This window comes from Streptomyces sp. 8L (genome assembly GCF_020176795.1).
Lineage (GTDB): Bacteria > Actinomycetota > Actinomycetes > Streptomycetales > Streptomycetaceae > Streptomyces.
The window spans coordinates 1-12,855 of record NZ_JAIUKE010000371.1 but is presented as its reverse complement, the minus strand read 5'-3'; the positions used below and the strand labels follow the sequence as shown (position 1 = coordinate 12,855).

The following is a 12,855-nucleotide window of genomic DNA, read 5'->3' as shown; positions in this document are numbered from 1 at the left end:
CGTCCCTACGGGGGGACTCCGCCGGGTTACGGGTCAGGCCGGCGGGGCGGGGGCGTATCTGGCGAGCATGGTCAGGACGGCCTCTTCGACGGCCTTGTCGACGTCGGAGGCCGTGGGGCTCCAGTCGGTCAGCAGCATGCGGGGCCACAGGACGTAGTTGGCGATCATGCCGAGGAACTGGTTCGCGGCGCTCTCGGCGTCGGGCACCTCGGCGTTGCCCGCCTCGTGCTCGGATTCCAGGTAGCGCTGGACGGAGGCGAAGTAGGGCAGCTTGCCGAGCTGGAACTGCATCCGTCCCAGCTCGGGGAAACGGGGCAGTTCGGCGATGACGATCCGGAACAGCCCTGTCATGCGGGGCCGGCCGATCAGGTCGGCGTAGCGGTGGCCGATGGCTGCCAGCCCGGAGCGCAGATCCCCCGCCCGAGGCCGCGCGGCGGTATCGCCGGCGTCACGCTGCCAGGACTCGGTGACGATGGCCTCGAAGAGGGCCGCCTTGGTGGGGAACTGCTTGAACAGGGTGGACTTCGAGACTCCGGCCGCTTCGGCGATCCGCGCGAGGGACGTGCCGTCGTAGCCGCGGTCCAGGAACAGTTCGGTGGCCGCGGAGGTGATCGCCTCGCGCTTCTGCTGGGCGAGCCTGCGGTGATGCGCGGTGAGTTCTGCTGCCATGCGGAGAGTATGCCGCAGCTCCGAGGCGAGTCACTTGACTCGCCTCGGAGGTCCGCTTACGGTGCACCAGTAAGGCGAGACGAGTGACTCGTCTCTTATCCGAGACGCCTGGGCCCGTCCTGGGTCCCGGTTGTCGCGCCGCGGAGGAAGCTCATGACCATCGACAAGATCGCCCTGGTGACCGGTGCCAATCGCGGGCTCGGGCGCAGCGCCGCCGTCGCCCTGGCCGCACGCGGGGTGCGGGTCGTGGCCACCCACCGCGGCGACGCGGCCGGGGCGGAGAAGACGGCGGAACAGGTGCGGGCCGCGGGCGGGGCCGCCGCTGTTCTCCGGCTCGACATCAGCGACGTCTCCTCCTTCGTGCCCTTCGCGTCCGCACTGCGCGCGCGGCTGGAGCGCTGGGGTGCTTCGCGGCTCGACATCCTGGTCAACAACGCGGGAGTGGGGATCTTCGGGCCGCTGGAGACCGTCACCGTGGACGACTTCGACACGGTGATGGGCACCAACGTCCGGGGCACGTTCTTCCTCATCCAGTCGCTCGTGCCGCTGCTGGCCCAGGGCGGCCAGGTCATCAACGTCTCGACGTCACTGACCCGCCACACCAGCCCCGCGACCTCGGCCTACTCCGCGTCGAAGGCCGCCGTCGAGGCTCTGAGCCGCACCCTCGCCGCGGAACTCGGGCCGCGCGGCATCCGGGTCAACTCCATCGCCCCGGGGCCGACCGCCACCGACTTCAACGGCGGGGCGATGCGGGACGACGCCGGCATGCGTCGCGTTCTGGCCGGACAGACCGCGCTCGGCCGCGTCGGCGAACCCGAGGAGATCGGCGACGCCATCGCCACGCTGGCGTCCGAGGGGCTGCGCTGGGTCACCGCCCAGCGCATCGAGGTCTCCGGCGGCGCCCTCCTGTGACACCGGGCGCCGGGCGGCGAACCCCGGCCGCCACGCGCCGGCCGCTACGCGCGGCGACGCTCCGTGCGCGCGGCGCCCGTCAGGCACAGGCGCAGCCGCGTACGCCCAACGCGCGTACGCCCAGCCGCGTACGTACAGCCGCACAGGCGCAGCCACGTACGTGCAGCCGCGCGCGCTCAGCCGCGTACGTGCAGTCCGAAGCCCGTGCGGCCCGCGGGTTCCAGCGACTCCTTCAGCTGGAGCGAGGGGATCTCGTAGTCCCCGAAGTTCTGGCGCCGGAACGCGATCGGCTCGGTCGTCTCCAGCGTGCGCAGGCGCTGCTCCCAGGCCTTGGCGACGTCGGGGTAGTCCTCGGCGGTCAGCCGGTCGGCGCCGTACAGCACGAAGGGCGGCAGCACCTCCATGCCCGGGTAGTAGAGGATGCCGTGTTGGATCGGGAACAGCAGGTCGTCGATGGGGCCGTTGATCCCGCGCGCCGCGTAGTGCGCCTGCGGGCCGCCGGTGGTCACCGACAGCAGGGCCCTCCTGCCCGCGAGCGTTCCTTCGCCGAAGCGCTCGCCGTACTTGGTGTCGCTGTGCTCGCCCACGCCGTACGCGAAGTGGAAGGTGAACACCCGGTCCACCCAGCCCTTGAGGATCGCGGGCATGCCGTACCACCACAGCGGGAACTGGAAGATGACCGTGTCGGCCCACAGCAGCTTCTGCTGCTCGGCACGGACCTCCGGGGCGAGGGTCCCGGTGTCGAAGGCCCGGCCCGAGTCCGAGGCGACCCTCAGTGGGTCCGAGGCGGCCGGACCGTAGTCGGCGGCATCCACGGCTGCCTGCCACTTCATCGCGTACAGATCGCTCACCCGTACCTCGTGCCCGGCGGCCTCCAGGGTGGACACCGCGAGATCCTTGAGCGAGCCGTTCAGCGACCTCGGCTCCGGATGGGCGTGGACGATCAGGGTCTTCACGGGAACTCCTTCGGATCGGATGGCCCCAACTCTGTTCGCCGCGGACCCCGTTGTTCAGGGGCGCCCGTACCGTCGGACGGGACTTCCTGGTATCGGCAGGACCACCTTCGCGGGCGCCGGCGAGGCCATACTGGAGAAATGGACGATCTCGCCGGCTTCCTGCGGACCCGGCGCTCCCGGGTCGATCCGGCGGCCGTCGGCATTCCCACCGACAGCCGCCGCAGGGTCGAAGGGCTGCGCCGCGAGGAGGTCGCGCACCTGTCGGGCGTCAGCGTCGACTACTACGTACGCCTGGAGCAGGGCCGCGCGACCCAGCCCTCCGAGCAGGTCCGCGACGCGCTGGCCCGCGTCTTCGGCCTCGACGAGACCGAACGAGGGCATCTCGACCGCCTCGCCTGCCAGCGCCGCCGCCGCGCGAAGGCGCCGGGCGGACGGGTCCGGCCCGAACTGCTGCGCGTCCTCGGCCTGGTCTCCGACGCACCCGCGTGGATCATGGACCACCGCTTGGACATACTCGCCGCGAACCGCCTCGCCAAGCTCCTCTACGGCCGGCCGATCCCGGGCCTCAACGCCGCGCGGCACCTCTTCCTTGAGGAGGCCGAGCGCGGCCTCTACGCGGACTGGGAGCAGTGCACCCTCGACGCGGTCGGGCACCTGCGCCTGGCCGCGGGCACCTACCCGGAGGACCCGCGCCTGGCCTCGCTGATCGGCGAGCTGGCGATGGGAAGCGAGCGCTTCCGCCGCCTCTGGGCCCGCGCGGACGTGCGCGCCCGCACTCATGGCCCCAAGGCGTACCGGCACCCGCTGGTCGGACTGCTGGAACTGCACCAGGAGAACTTCGCACTGCCGGACGAACCGGGCATGGAGCTGCTGGTGCTCTCCGCACCCCCCGGCAGCCCCGCGGAGGACGGCCTCCGCCTCCTCGCCGGCCTGGCCGCGGACAACGAGACCGCACGGCCCACGGCCAACGCCCGGGTACGCGAGTAATCCGGGCGAAGCCCGCGGGTGACCGGGACCGGTCTCCGGGACGGGCGGCGTGCCGGCGGGTGACTGCGGCGGGCCCAGGGGGATTACGTTGGGCTCATGTCGCGTATACCCGCACTGCTCGTGATCGACATGCAGAACGCCCCCGTGGCGATCGCCCACCGTGCCGCCGAGACCGTCGCCGTGATCGCGGGGCTGCGGGAGCGTGCCAAGGCGGTGGGCGCTCCGATCGTGACGGTCCAGGACCAGGGCGAGGCGCTGCCGGCCGGCACCGAGGGCTGGCGGGTCGTGCCGGAACTCGCGCCCGCCGCGGGCGAGTCGGTCGTCCACAAGACCAGCCCTGACAGCTTCCTCGACACGGACCTCGACGAGACGCTCAGGGCACTGGGTGTGACGGAGGTCGTGGTCACCGGCTTCGCGACCGAGATGTGCGTGGAGACCACGGCCCGGCAGGCGCTGAGCCACCGGTACGACGTGGTGCTGGTCGCCGACGGGCACACCACGTCCGCCAGGCCCGATGCCGGGGGGTACGCGCCGCCGGACCGGTCGATCGCGCACCACAACGAGATCTTCCGCAACATCCGCTTCCCCGGACGCACCGTGCGCGTCCTGCCCTCGACCGAGGTCGACCTCGCCGCGGAGCGCTGAGCGCGCGGCGGCCGTCCCGCCCGGACACAGGGCGCCGGGCGCCTCCAAGGCCGGGCGCCTCCGATGCCGCATGCCTCCGATGCCGGGCGCCGGGCGCCGGGCGTGTCGGACCCCGGGCGCCTGGCGACCCCTGCGCCGCACGCCCTCGATTTCAGACGCCCTCAGAATATTTCGGTGTCCGTTGTAATCTGGTGGCATGACCGCTCGTGCCAAGGTCCACCCCTCCGCGATACGCCGGCTCCCCGTGCTCTCCGTGCTCACCAGCGAGCGGGCGCGTCCCGAGGGCATACGGTCGCGCCCGAACGCGTGGTGGCTCGCGGTGGTCACGGTGTGCTTCGGGGCGTTCATGGGGCAGCTCGACGCCAGCATCGTCACGCTGACCTACGGCGGACTGCGGAGCGGGTTCCACGCCTCGCTCGCGGCGGTGGAGTGGGTGTCGCTCGCGTATCTGCTGACCCTCGTGACCCTGCTCGTACCGGCCGGACGGCTCGCGGACGCGCACGGACGCAAGCTGCTGTATCTCTACGGTTTCGGCGTGTTCACCCTCGCCTCCGTGGCCTGCGGCTTCGCCCCCTCGCTCGTCCTGCTCGTGATCTTCCGCGTCGTGCAGGCGGCGGGTGCGGCGATGATGCAGGCCAACAGCGTGGCCCTGGTGACGACCAGCGCGCCCCGGGAGCGGATGCGCGTCGCGCTCGGTGTGCAGGGCGCCGCGCAGGCCCTCGGGCTCGCGCTCGGGCCCACGGTGGGCGGCGCGCTGGTGTCCGGGCTCGGCTGGCGCTGGGTGTTCTGGGTGAATGTGCCGGTCGGCCTGGTCGCCCTGGTGAGCGGCCACTATCTGCTCCCGCGCACCCGGGCCCGTACGAGGACGGCCGGGTTCGACCTGGCGGGGCTCGGCCTGCTGGCCGTGGCGACCACCGGCGCCCTGCTCGGTGTGTCCGCGGCGTCCGGGCTGGACCTGCCGGGCTGGTGCGTGGGCGGGCTGTTCGTGATCGCGGCGGGCGCCGGCTGGGCCTTCGTCCGCAGGCAGCGGCGGACCGCGGCCCCGCTGCTCGACCTGGACCTCCTGCGGGTGAGGGCGGTCGCGTCGGGCCTGGTCGGCGCGTTGAGCGGCTATCTCGTGCTGTTCGGGCCGCTGGTGCTCGTACCGGTCCTGCTGACCGCCCGCGGTTCCTCGGAGCTGACGGCGGGCACGGTGCTGACGGCGCTGCCCGCCGGGTTCGCGCTGGCGGCGACCGGCGGTGACCGGCTGCTCCCGCGCGCGCTGACGGATCGCGGGCGCTGCCTGGTGGGCGCGGGCGTGTTCGCCGTCGCGGTGGCCGCGCTCCTCGTGGTTCCCCTCACCCTCGCCTGGCTCGTACCGGTGCTGGCCGTCACGGGTCTGGGGCTCGGCACGTTCACACCGGCCAACAACACCATGATCATGGGGGCGATCCCGGCCCGCTCCTCCGGAACGGGCGGCGGCCTGGTCAACATGGCCAGGGGCCTTGGCACCGCGCTGGGCGTCGCGCTCGTCACGCTGGCGCTGCACCTGGCGGGTGACGGCGGGACGGCCACGGGTGCCCGCTGGGCCGCGCTGGTGCTGACCGCGGCCTCGGCGGTCGCGCTCCTCTCGGCCGCGCCACTGCCGGGCCGCGGCGCGTCCGCCCGGCGCGCGAACGGCCCCGGGCCGACGGCCGGCGGCTGACGGTCCTCCGGCAACGACCGACGGCCCCCCGCATCGGCTGACGGCACCGACCCACGACCGGCGGCTGACGATCCGCGTACTGACGGCACCGGCTCACGACCGGCGGCTGACGATCCGCGTACTGACGGCACCGGCCCACGACGGCCGGCTGACGATCCGCGTACTGACGGCCTCGGCTGACGGTCCCGTGGCGCCGGGCTAACCTTGCGGCATGTCTGCCCAGCCCCGTCCAGGGGCCCCGTCGTCCCCGCAGGCCGAAGGGGCGCCGGACGCCCGCCTGCTCACCGAGGCCGTGACCCGTCTGCGCCGGGCGCTGCGCGCCTCGATCCGTACGGACTATCCGTGGGAGACGCTCCCCATGGCCCAGGTCGAGCTGCTGCAAGTGCTCGGCGAGCACTCCCCGGTGCGCATCAGCGACCTCGCCGCGCGCCAGCGCCTCGCGCCCAGCACCGTCAGCGGCCTGATCGGACAGATGATCAGCTCGGGCCTTGTCACCCGCGAGGTCGACCCCGCCGACCGGCGTGCCTCCGTCGTCGCCCTCACCGACGCGGGGAGCGGCCAACTCGCGGCCTGGACCGCCGCGCACGAGCGCCGCATGGACACCGCGCTCGCCGCGCTGGACGACGCGGAGCGGCGCGCCATCGGGGGCGCGGTGCCCGCACTCTTCCAACTGGCGGAGAAACTCGGCGAGTCGGCCGAGGGCGACGCGCCGGAGTGAGGGCGTGAGCGGCTCAGAACAGCGCGCGGGCGAGGGCGAACCCGACGAAGACCGACCCGAGCCCCGCCACGATGGAGGCGACCACATTCGCCGCGGCGAAGAACTTCGCGCCGCTCTCGGCCAGCCGCAGCGTTTCGAACGAGAACGTCGAGTAGGTGGTCAGCGCCCCGCACATCCCGGTGCCGAGCAGCAGTTGCAGATGCTGGTCGACGGCGCCCGCCATCGTGCCGCCGGTCAGGAGGCCCAGGATGAAGGAGCCGACGACGTTGACCGCGAAGGTGCCCCAGGGGAAGACGGTGTCGTGCCGGGCCTGGACCGTACGGTCGGTGAGGTAGCGCAGGGGCGCGCCGACCGCGCCGCCGACGATGACGAGCAGCAGATTGATCACGGCTGGTCCTCACGTGCTCCGTCGAAGTGGACGACCCGCACCGGCTCCAGTGTGATCAGGCCCTCGACGCCCAGTTCCTCCAGCTGCGGCAGGAACCCCAGGACGCGTTCCTCCGTGTCCACGATGACCACCGCGACGGGAAGGTCGTCCGACATCGACAGCAGCCGGTTGGTGTGGACGATCTGCCGTGCCCCGAAACCCTCCATGCCGTGGAAGATCGAGGCGCCCGTCAGCCCGCCCCGGTGGGCCCGGTGCACGATCTCGCTGGAGACCGGCTTGTGGTGCCAGGTGTCGGTGTCGTCGACCAGCACGGTCAGACGTACCGCTTCGCGCGTACGGACGGTCATGATGCACTCCGATGTGCCAGGAGCCTGCGGGTGATCCACGCACCGGCGGTGACCGCGGCCAGCGCGGCGACGAGGGTCGCCACCAGGTAGGCGAGGGCGGTCACGGCGTGACCTCCGTCGACCAGCCGCTCGAAATCGACGCAGTACGTGGAGAACGTGGTGAAGCCACCCAGCACGCCCGTGCCGAAGAACGGGCGCAGCAGCGGGTGGGCGGTGAATATCTCGGTGATGGAGACCAGGAAGACGCCGATCACCAGGCAGCCGATGACGTTCACCAGGAAGGTCGTCAGGGGGAACGTGCCCGTCGCCGTCGGCCAGATCAGGGACGCCTCGTAGCGGGCGACGCTCCCCAGCACACCGCCGAGGGCGATCACCCCGAGGACACCGTAGTGAGAACGGCGCAGCTCCGCGCGCTGGCGGGTGTCCGTGAGATCGACATCGGGGTCCACGGGCTCGGGCGCTATCGCCGGCCGGGATTCCTCGGAACGCATACGTCTCCCTACACGTGTGTCTCCTGTCCGCGGTGTCACAGGCAGGGAAGGTCACGAGTAGGGACCGTTGGCGGCACAGAACACCGCGGTTCGGGTACGGCGGGCCCCACCGCCGCGCGACAGCCCGGAGGCTGAGGCAGAACCCCAGATTACACGGCAGGCTAACGGCGAGGCGGCCGCGGCGGACGGCGACGCGCGGCGCTCCGCCCGGTCCGCGGCCTCACACGCGGCCCTCAGCGCCCGAACTTCGCGACCGCCTCCGGGGTGACCGGCGTGAAGAAGTTGACGAGGGTGCCGTCGGGGTCGCGGAACAGCAGCGACCGGTTGCCCCAGGGCATGGTGGTGGGCTTGTTGACGAAGTCGGTCACGAAGCCGGCCAGGTTCTCGTACACGCGGTCCACGTCGTCGACGAGGAACTCGATGATCATGCTGTGGTTGTCCGCGGGGCGGGCGGAGCCGGGCGCGAACAGCGGGACGGTGCGCGTGCTCCCGATCGCGAGGGTGGCGCCCTCGGTGCCGATCTCCGCGAAGTCCTCGGTCGCCCAGGAGGCCCGGACTCCGGTGGCCTTCTCGTAGAACTCGACGAGCCGCGCGACGTCGTTGGTGATCACGCGGACAGAGGCGAAGTACATGGTGTTTCCCTTGCTCGTTCGGATCGCTCGCTCCGAGGCTAGGACGGATAGGGGACAGAACCGGTCCACTATCGGCGTTAGGCTCGAAGACATGTCCCGACCGACCGGCCGCGTGCTGACCCTGCTGGAGCTGTTGCAGTCCGGCGGTACGCGGACGGTGTCCGAACTCGCGGGCCGGCTCGGCGTCGGCGGCCGGACCGTGCGGCGGTACGTGGACCACCTGACCGACCTCGGCGTCCCCGTCGAGGCGGTGCGCGGCCGCTACGGCGGATACCGGCTCGCCCCCGGCTTCCGCCTGCCGCCGCTCATGCTCAGCGACGACGAGGCGCTCGCCGTGCTGCTCGGCCTGGCGGCGGGCCGCCGCGCCGGGCTGACGACCTCGGCGGACACGGCGGGCGAGACGGCGGCGGCCAAGATCCGGCGGGTGCTGCCGGAACGGCTCGCCCGCCGGCTGGACACGGTCGTGGAATCCCTCGCCTTCACCGCCCGGCCCCCCGCCCCCGCCGCCCCGGGGGGGGGGGGCCTGCTCACCCTCGCCGACGCCGTACGCCACCACCGCCCGGTCTCGATCAGGTACACCGATCGCGACGGCCGGCGCAGCGAGCGGCCCCTGCACGCGTACGGGATCGTCAGCCACCGGGGCCGGTGGTACGTCACGGGCGCGGACCCCGGGATCGGCGAGGACCGGACCTTCCGGCTCGATCGCATCGCGGACGCGAGGACCCTGCCCGGCTCGTTCGAGCCGCCGGCGGGACTCGACCCGGCACAGCGCGTCCTGTCGGGATTCGCCGCGGCCGAGTACCGGCACCGGGTGACCCTGCGCGTCCACGCGACGCCCGCGCAGATCCGCGTACGCCTCCCCGCCGCCCTCGCGCTCGTGGAGGAACTCCCGCCCGGCGCGGACGTGGAGGCGAGCGGCGCGGACGGCGCACACGTGGAGGCGGACGGCGGGGACGGAGCGCCCGGCGCGGACGGCGCACTCCGCACGCCCGGCGCGGGCATGGAGGCGCCCGGCGCGGACCCCGACGCCGAACGCTGGCTGCGCGTCGAGCTGCGGGCCGAGCGGCTCGACTGGCTGCCCCCGCTGCTCGCCTCGCTCGACCGCCCGTTCGTCATCGAACGCCCCGCGGAACTGCGCACGCTCGTCAGCGAGTTCGCGGACCGCCTCGCGTCCCGCGCCCGCGCGACCTGACGCGGGGGCGAGCCCTCAGGGCCAGACCAGGCAGTACGGCTGGTGTCCCGCCTCGTGCAGGCGGTGGGAGAAGTCCTGCCACTCGTGGAGGAGTTGGTAGACGTCGAACGCGTCGCGCGGGCCGCCGCGGTCCGGGACCGTGGACCAGATGAAGGCCGCCGCGCCGACCGACTCCTCGCCGACGCCGCGCAGCGGGTCGACCGCCGTCATGGGGAGCTTGACCACCGCGTAGTCCGGGTGCAGGACGACCAGTTCGAGTGGCGGGACCCGGTACAGGGGCAGGCCCTGAATGCCCGTCAGGACCATCGCGGCTATGGTCTCCGGCTTGATCTTGGTGAACATGCCGCCCATGCCGAGCTCGTCGCCGCCGAGTTCCTCGGGGCGCATGGAGATGGGGACACGGGCAGCGGTCGCGCCGTCCGGCGCGCCGAAGTACTTGTAGGTCACCCCCACGCGGCCACCGCTCCTGCTCGTCGGCTGCGGCTGGTCATGCCCCTGCCGATCGTGGTCGTGGTGCTCGCGATGCCGGTCGTTGCGCCGGTGCCTGCCCCGCCGGGCAGGCTCGGGCCCCAGACCGTCGGTCCCCTCGCCCAGTCCGCCACCGCGATGCATATCTCCACCCGACCACTCGCAGCCCCGGCCGCGCAACCCGATCATCGTGACAGTGACCTCCCCCGCAGACGCTGTGTGAAACACCTGTCCGCAAGAACATCCGGGCCTCTGACACCATGGATTACGTGAGCTTCCCCTTTGATGCTGATGCACCAGTTTCGCAGACACTCTTCTCGCGTGCGGCGCGAGTGACCCCGGGCGGGGTCAACTCTCCCGTACGCGCCTTCGGCGCCGTCGGCGGCACGCCCCGTTTCATGGCGTCCGGCAGCGGGCCGTACCTCACGGACGCCGACGGCCGGGAGTACGTCGACCTCGTGTGCTCCTGGGGGCCGATGATCCTCGGGCACGCCCATCCGCGGGTGACCGAGGCCGTGCAGGCGGCGGTGGCGCGCGGTACGTCGTTCGGCGCGTCCAGCGAGGGCGAGGTGGTGCTCGCCGAGGAGATGGTCGCGCGCGTCGCGCCGCTGGAGGAGGTCCGGCTGGTGTCCTCCGGTACGGAGGCGACGATGTCCGCGATCCGCCTCGCGCGCGGCTGGACCGGGCGCGGCAAGGTCGTGAAGTTCGCCGGCTGCTACCACGGTCATGTGGACGCGCTGCTGGCGTCGGCCGGTTCCGGGGTCGCCACGTTCGCGCTCCCCGACACGCCCGGTGTCACGGGCGCGCAGGCGGGCGAGACCATCGTGCTGCCGTACAACGACCTGGACGCCGTGCGGGACGCGTTCGCCGCGCACCCCGGCGAGATCGCCTGCGTGATCACCGAGGCGTCGCCGGGCAACATGGGCGTGGTCCCGCCGCGCGACGGTTTCAACGCGGGCCTGCGGCAGCTGTGCCACGACAACGGTGCGCTGTACATCTCCGACGAGGTGATGACCGGGTTCCGTACGTCGAAGGCCGGCTGGTTCGGTGTCGACGGCGTCGAGCCCGACCTGATGACCTTCGGCAAGGTCATGGGCGGCGGCTTCCCCGCCGCGGCCTTCGGCGGCCGGGCGGAGATCATGCAGCACCTCGCCCCCGTGGGCCCCGTCTACCAGGCGGGCACGCTGTCCGGGAACCCCGTCGCGACCGCCGCGGGCATCGCCCAGCTGCGGCTGCTGGACGACGCCGCGTACGCGAAGGTCGACGCCGTCTCGGCGCGCGTACAGGAACTGGTGACCGAGGCGCTCACGAAGGAGGGCGTCGCGCACACGGTGCAGACGGCGTCGAACATGTTCTCCGTGTTCTTCACGGACGCGGAGGTACGGAACTTCGAGGACGCCAAGCGGCAGGACACGTTCCGCTTCGCCGCGTTCTTCCACTCCATGCTCGCGAACGGCGTCTACCTGCCGCCGTCGGCGTTCGAGGTGTGGTTCCTGTCCACGGCGCACGACGAGCGTGCGGTCGAGCGGATCGCCGACGCGCTGCCCGCCGCCGCGCGCGCCGCCGCGCGGGCCACGCCGCCGGCCGCCTGACCCGTACAGGGGCGGCCCCACGGCCGTCACCGCCGCCGCCCGTACGCTTCCGGCCGGACGCCGCCCCGCCCGTGTCCGCTCCATGTTCCGTAACCCCCGCAGGCCGCAGCCGTACGAGTGCCGAAGGATTCGTCATGAGCAACCCCATCAACGCCGCCAACCCGGACGAGCTGACCGTGGTCCATGTGATGCGGCACGGCGAGGTGCACAACCCGGAGGGGCTGCTGTACGGACGGAAGCCCGGCTACCACCTGTCAGAGCTGGGTCTGCGGATGGCGGACCGGGTCGCCGAGCACCTCGCGGACCGGGACATCACCCTGGTCGTCGCGTCCCCGCTGGAGCGGGCGCAGGAGACGGCCGCTCCGATCGCGAAGGAGAAGGGCCTCGAGGTGCACACCGACATCAGGCTCATCGAGGCCGCGAACATCTTCGAGGGCAAGACGTTCGGCGTGGGGGACGGCGCGCTGCGCAAGCCGGCGAACTGGAAGTACCTGACCAACCCGTTCCGCCCGTCCTGGGGCGAGCCGTACGTCGACCAGGTCGTGCGGATGATGGGCGCGCTGTCGAAGGCGCGCGACATGGCCCGCGGCCACGAGGCCGTGTGCGTCAGCCACCAGCTGCCGATCTGGGTCCTGCGCAGCTTCATCGAGCGCCGCAAGCTGTGGCACGACCCGCGCCGCCGGCAGTGCACCCTGGCCTCGCTGACGACGTTCACGTACCGGGGCGACCAGATCGTCTCGGTCGGGTACACGGAGCCGGCGCGCGACCTGGTTCCCGCGCACCTGCTGCCCGGCGGCAAACCTCAGCCGGGCGCGGGCAAGGCGTTCGGGGCATAGGGACAACCCGGACGGCCCAGGCCATAACGCGAGAGAGGCATGTGACATACCTCTCTTATTCGTAAAGATATGATAATTCCATGAACCGCCGTGTTTGGTGCGCTGTCTCACGGTATGTCGCTTGTAAATAATGTGATGAACCGACAAGTACCTGACCTGTGCTTGCCGGTCACCAGCGACCTGACACGGATGGGGACGGTATGCGCAGCATCAGCCGGAGAGACATCCTCGGGGCCTCAGTGGGCGCGGAGGCGGCGGCCGGCCTCGCCGCCTGCGGCGCCGAGAAGGCGACGGGGCACAAGGCATCGGCGGGGGCGACGGGCAAGGCGGGGGAGAGC

15 protein-coding genes are annotated in these 12,855 nt (G+C 72.3%); 8 read left to right on the top strand and 7 right to left on the bottom strand.

The genetic code is table 11. The features are described from left to right. Positions 1-33: 33 nt before the first annotated feature. Positions 34-669, bottom strand: a complete 636-nt coding sequence (locus tag LCE31_RS27115; RefSeq protein ID WP_225018705.1) for a TetR/AcrR family transcriptional regulator — start codon at positions 667-669, stop codon at positions 34-36. A gap of 153 nt (positions 670-822) precedes the next feature. Between LCE31_RS27115 and LCE31_RS27110 the strand changes: the two genes are divergently transcribed. Next, entirely contained in the window at positions 823-1,581 is a 759-nt protein-coding gene (locus LCE31_RS27110; RefSeq protein WP_225018703.1) for an SDR family NAD(P)-dependent oxidoreductase, read from the top strand. 176 nt (positions 1,582-1,757) lie between these two features. Here the strand turns inward: LCE31_RS27110 and LCE31_RS27105 are convergent, their stop codons facing one another. Then, positions 1,758-2,537 (bottom strand): NAD(P)H-dependent oxidoreductase, encoded by a 780-nt coding sequence (locus tag LCE31_RS27105; protein ID WP_225018701.1) that lies wholly within the window; start codon positions 2,535-2,537, stop codon positions 1,758-1,760. Positions 2,538-2,675: 138 nt separating this feature from the next. On the opposite strand from LCE31_RS27105, the gene LCE31_RS27100 reads away from it, so the two are divergent. The 4 genes from LCE31_RS27100 to LCE31_RS27085 all read left to right on the top strand — a co-directional run bounded on the left by LCE31_RS27100 (position 2,676) and on the right by LCE31_RS27085 (position 6,571). Then, entirely contained in the window at positions 2,676-3,524 is an 849-nt protein-coding gene (locus LCE31_RS27100; protein ID WP_225018699.1) for a helix-turn-helix transcriptional regulator, read from the top strand. Positions 3,525-3,620: 96 nt separating this feature from the next. Further along, positions 3,621-4,169, top strand: coding sequence for an isochorismatase family protein (locus tag LCE31_RS27095; RefSeq protein ID WP_225018697.1), 549 nt, complete (start codon positions 3,621-3,623; stop codon positions 4,167-4,169). Between the two features lie 196 nt (positions 4,170-4,365). Continuing rightward, entirely contained in the window at positions 4,366-5,853 is a 1,488-nt protein-coding gene (locus tag LCE31_RS27090; protein WP_225018695.1) for an MFS transporter, read from the top strand. Positions 5,854-6,064: 211 nt separating this feature from the next. After that, on the top strand, positions 6,065-6,571 hold the full coding sequence (locus tag LCE31_RS27085; protein ID WP_225018693.1) for a MarR family winged helix-turn-helix transcriptional regulator: 507 nt from the start codon (positions 6,065-6,067) through the stop codon (positions 6,569-6,571). A 13-nt stretch (positions 6,572-6,584) separates the two neighbouring features. On the opposite strand, the gene crcB (LCE31_RS27080) is transcribed toward LCE31_RS27085, so the two are convergent. The 4 genes from crcB (LCE31_RS27080) to LCE31_RS27065 all read right to left on the bottom strand — a co-directional run bounded on the left by crcB (LCE31_RS27080) (position 6,585) and on the right by LCE31_RS27065 (position 8,429). Then, complete coding sequence (gene crcB / locus LCE31_RS27080; protein ID WP_225018707.1) at positions 6,585-6,956, bottom strand: fluoride efflux transporter CrcB; 372 nt, start codon at positions 6,954-6,956, stop codon at positions 6,585-6,587. Continuing rightward, the gene (locus LCE31_RS27075) at positions 6,956-7,306 is read right to left on the bottom strand and encodes a DUF190 domain-containing protein (protein ID WP_225018691.1); all 351 of its coding nucleotides are present in this window, start codon (positions 7,304-7,306) and stop codon (positions 6,956-6,958) included. Before LCE31_RS27075 ends, crcB (LCE31_RS27080) begins: the two co-directional genes overlap by 1 nt. Then, positions 7,303-7,797, bottom strand: coding sequence for a fluoride efflux transporter CrcB (gene crcB / locus LCE31_RS27070; RefSeq protein ID WP_225018689.1), 495 nt, complete (start codon positions 7,795-7,797; stop codon positions 7,303-7,305). The genes LCE31_RS27075 and crcB (LCE31_RS27070) overlap by 4 nt, the downstream gene beginning before the upstream one ends. 233 nt (positions 7,798-8,030) lie before the next feature. After that, positions 8,031-8,429, bottom strand: a complete 399-nt coding sequence (locus LCE31_RS27065) for a VOC family protein (protein WP_225018687.1) — start codon at positions 8,427-8,429, stop codon at positions 8,031-8,033. A 91-nt stretch (positions 8,430-8,520) separates the two neighbouring features. Here LCE31_RS27065 and LCE31_RS27060 point away from each other — a divergent pair, with 91 nt between their 5' ends. Beyond that, entirely contained in the window at positions 8,521-9,621 is a 1,101-nt protein-coding gene (locus tag LCE31_RS27060; protein WP_225018685.1) for a helix-turn-helix transcriptional regulator, read from the top strand. Between the two features lie 15 nt (positions 9,622-9,636). Here the strand turns inward: LCE31_RS27060 and LCE31_RS27055 are convergent, their stop codons facing one another. Next, the gene (locus LCE31_RS27055; RefSeq protein ID WP_225018683.1) at positions 9,637-10,233 is read right to left on the bottom strand and encodes a hypothetical protein; all 597 of its coding nucleotides are present in this window, start codon (positions 10,231-10,233) and stop codon (positions 9,637-9,639) included. Between the two features lie 116 nt (positions 10,234-10,349). Here LCE31_RS27055 and hemL point away from each other — a divergent pair, with 116 nt between their 5' ends. After that, complete coding sequence (gene hemL / locus LCE31_RS27050) at positions 10,350-11,681, top strand: glutamate-1-semialdehyde 2,1-aminomutase (protein WP_225018682.1); 1,332 nt, start codon at positions 10,350-10,352, stop codon at positions 11,679-11,681. A 134-nt stretch (positions 11,682-11,815) separates the two neighbouring features. Further along, complete coding sequence (locus LCE31_RS27045) at positions 11,816-12,517, top strand: histidine phosphatase family protein (RefSeq protein WP_225018679.1); 702 nt, start codon at positions 11,816-11,818, stop codon at positions 12,515-12,517. Positions 12,518-12,855 lie beyond the last annotated feature (338 nt).

Excerpts from the sequence above, each read along its gene's own strand:
- LCE31_RS27045 (WP_225018679.1), top strand. The coding sequence starts at position 11,816 with ATGAGCAACCCCATCAACGCCGCCAACCCGGACGAGCTGACCGTGGTC.
- LCE31_RS27085 (WP_225018693.1), top strand. The coding sequence starts at position 6,065 with ATGTCTGCCCAGCCCCGTCCAGGGGCCCCGTCGTCCCCGCAGGCCGAA.
- LCE31_RS27075 (WP_225018691.1), bottom strand. The coding sequence starts at position 7,306 with ATGACCGTCCGTACGCGCGAAGCGGTACGTCTGACCGTGCTGGTCGAC.
- LCE31_RS27060 (WP_225018685.1), top strand. The coding sequence starts at position 8,521 with ATGTCCCGACCGACCGGCCGCGTGCTGACCCTGCTGGAGCTGTTGCAG.
- LCE31_RS27065 (WP_225018687.1), bottom strand. The coding sequence starts at position 8,429 with ATGTACTTCGCCTCTGTCCGCGTGATCACCAACGACGTCGCGCGGCTC.
- LCE31_RS27090 (WP_225018695.1), top strand. The coding sequence starts at position 4,366 with ATGACCGCTCGTGCCAAGGTCCACCCCTCCGCGATACGCCGGCTCCCC.
- LCE31_RS27110 (WP_225018703.1), top strand. The coding sequence starts at position 823 with ATGACCATCGACAAGATCGCCCTGGTGACCGGTGCCAATCGCGGGCTC.
- LCE31_RS27100 (WP_225018699.1), top strand. The coding sequence starts at position 2,676 with ATGGACGATCTCGCCGGCTTCCTGCGGACCCGGCGCTCCCGGGTCGAT.
- hemL (WP_225018682.1), top strand. The coding sequence starts at position 10,350 with ATGGATTACGTGAGCTTCCCCTTTGATGCTGATGCACCAGTTTCGCAG.
- LCE31_RS27095 (WP_225018697.1), top strand. The coding sequence starts at position 3,621 with ATGTCGCGTATACCCGCACTGCTCGTGATCGACATGCAGAACGCCCCC.
- LCE31_RS27055 (WP_225018683.1), bottom strand. The coding sequence starts at position 10,233 with ATGCATCGCGGTGGCGGACTGGGCGAGGGGACCGACGGTCTGGGGCCC.
- crcB (WP_225018689.1), bottom strand. The coding sequence starts at position 7,797 with ATGCGTTCCGAGGAATCCCGGCCGGCGATAGCGCCCGAGCCCGTGGAC.
- LCE31_RS27115 (WP_225018705.1), bottom strand. The coding sequence starts at position 669 with ATGGCAGCAGAACTCACCGCGCATCACCGCAGGCTCGCCCAGCAGAAG.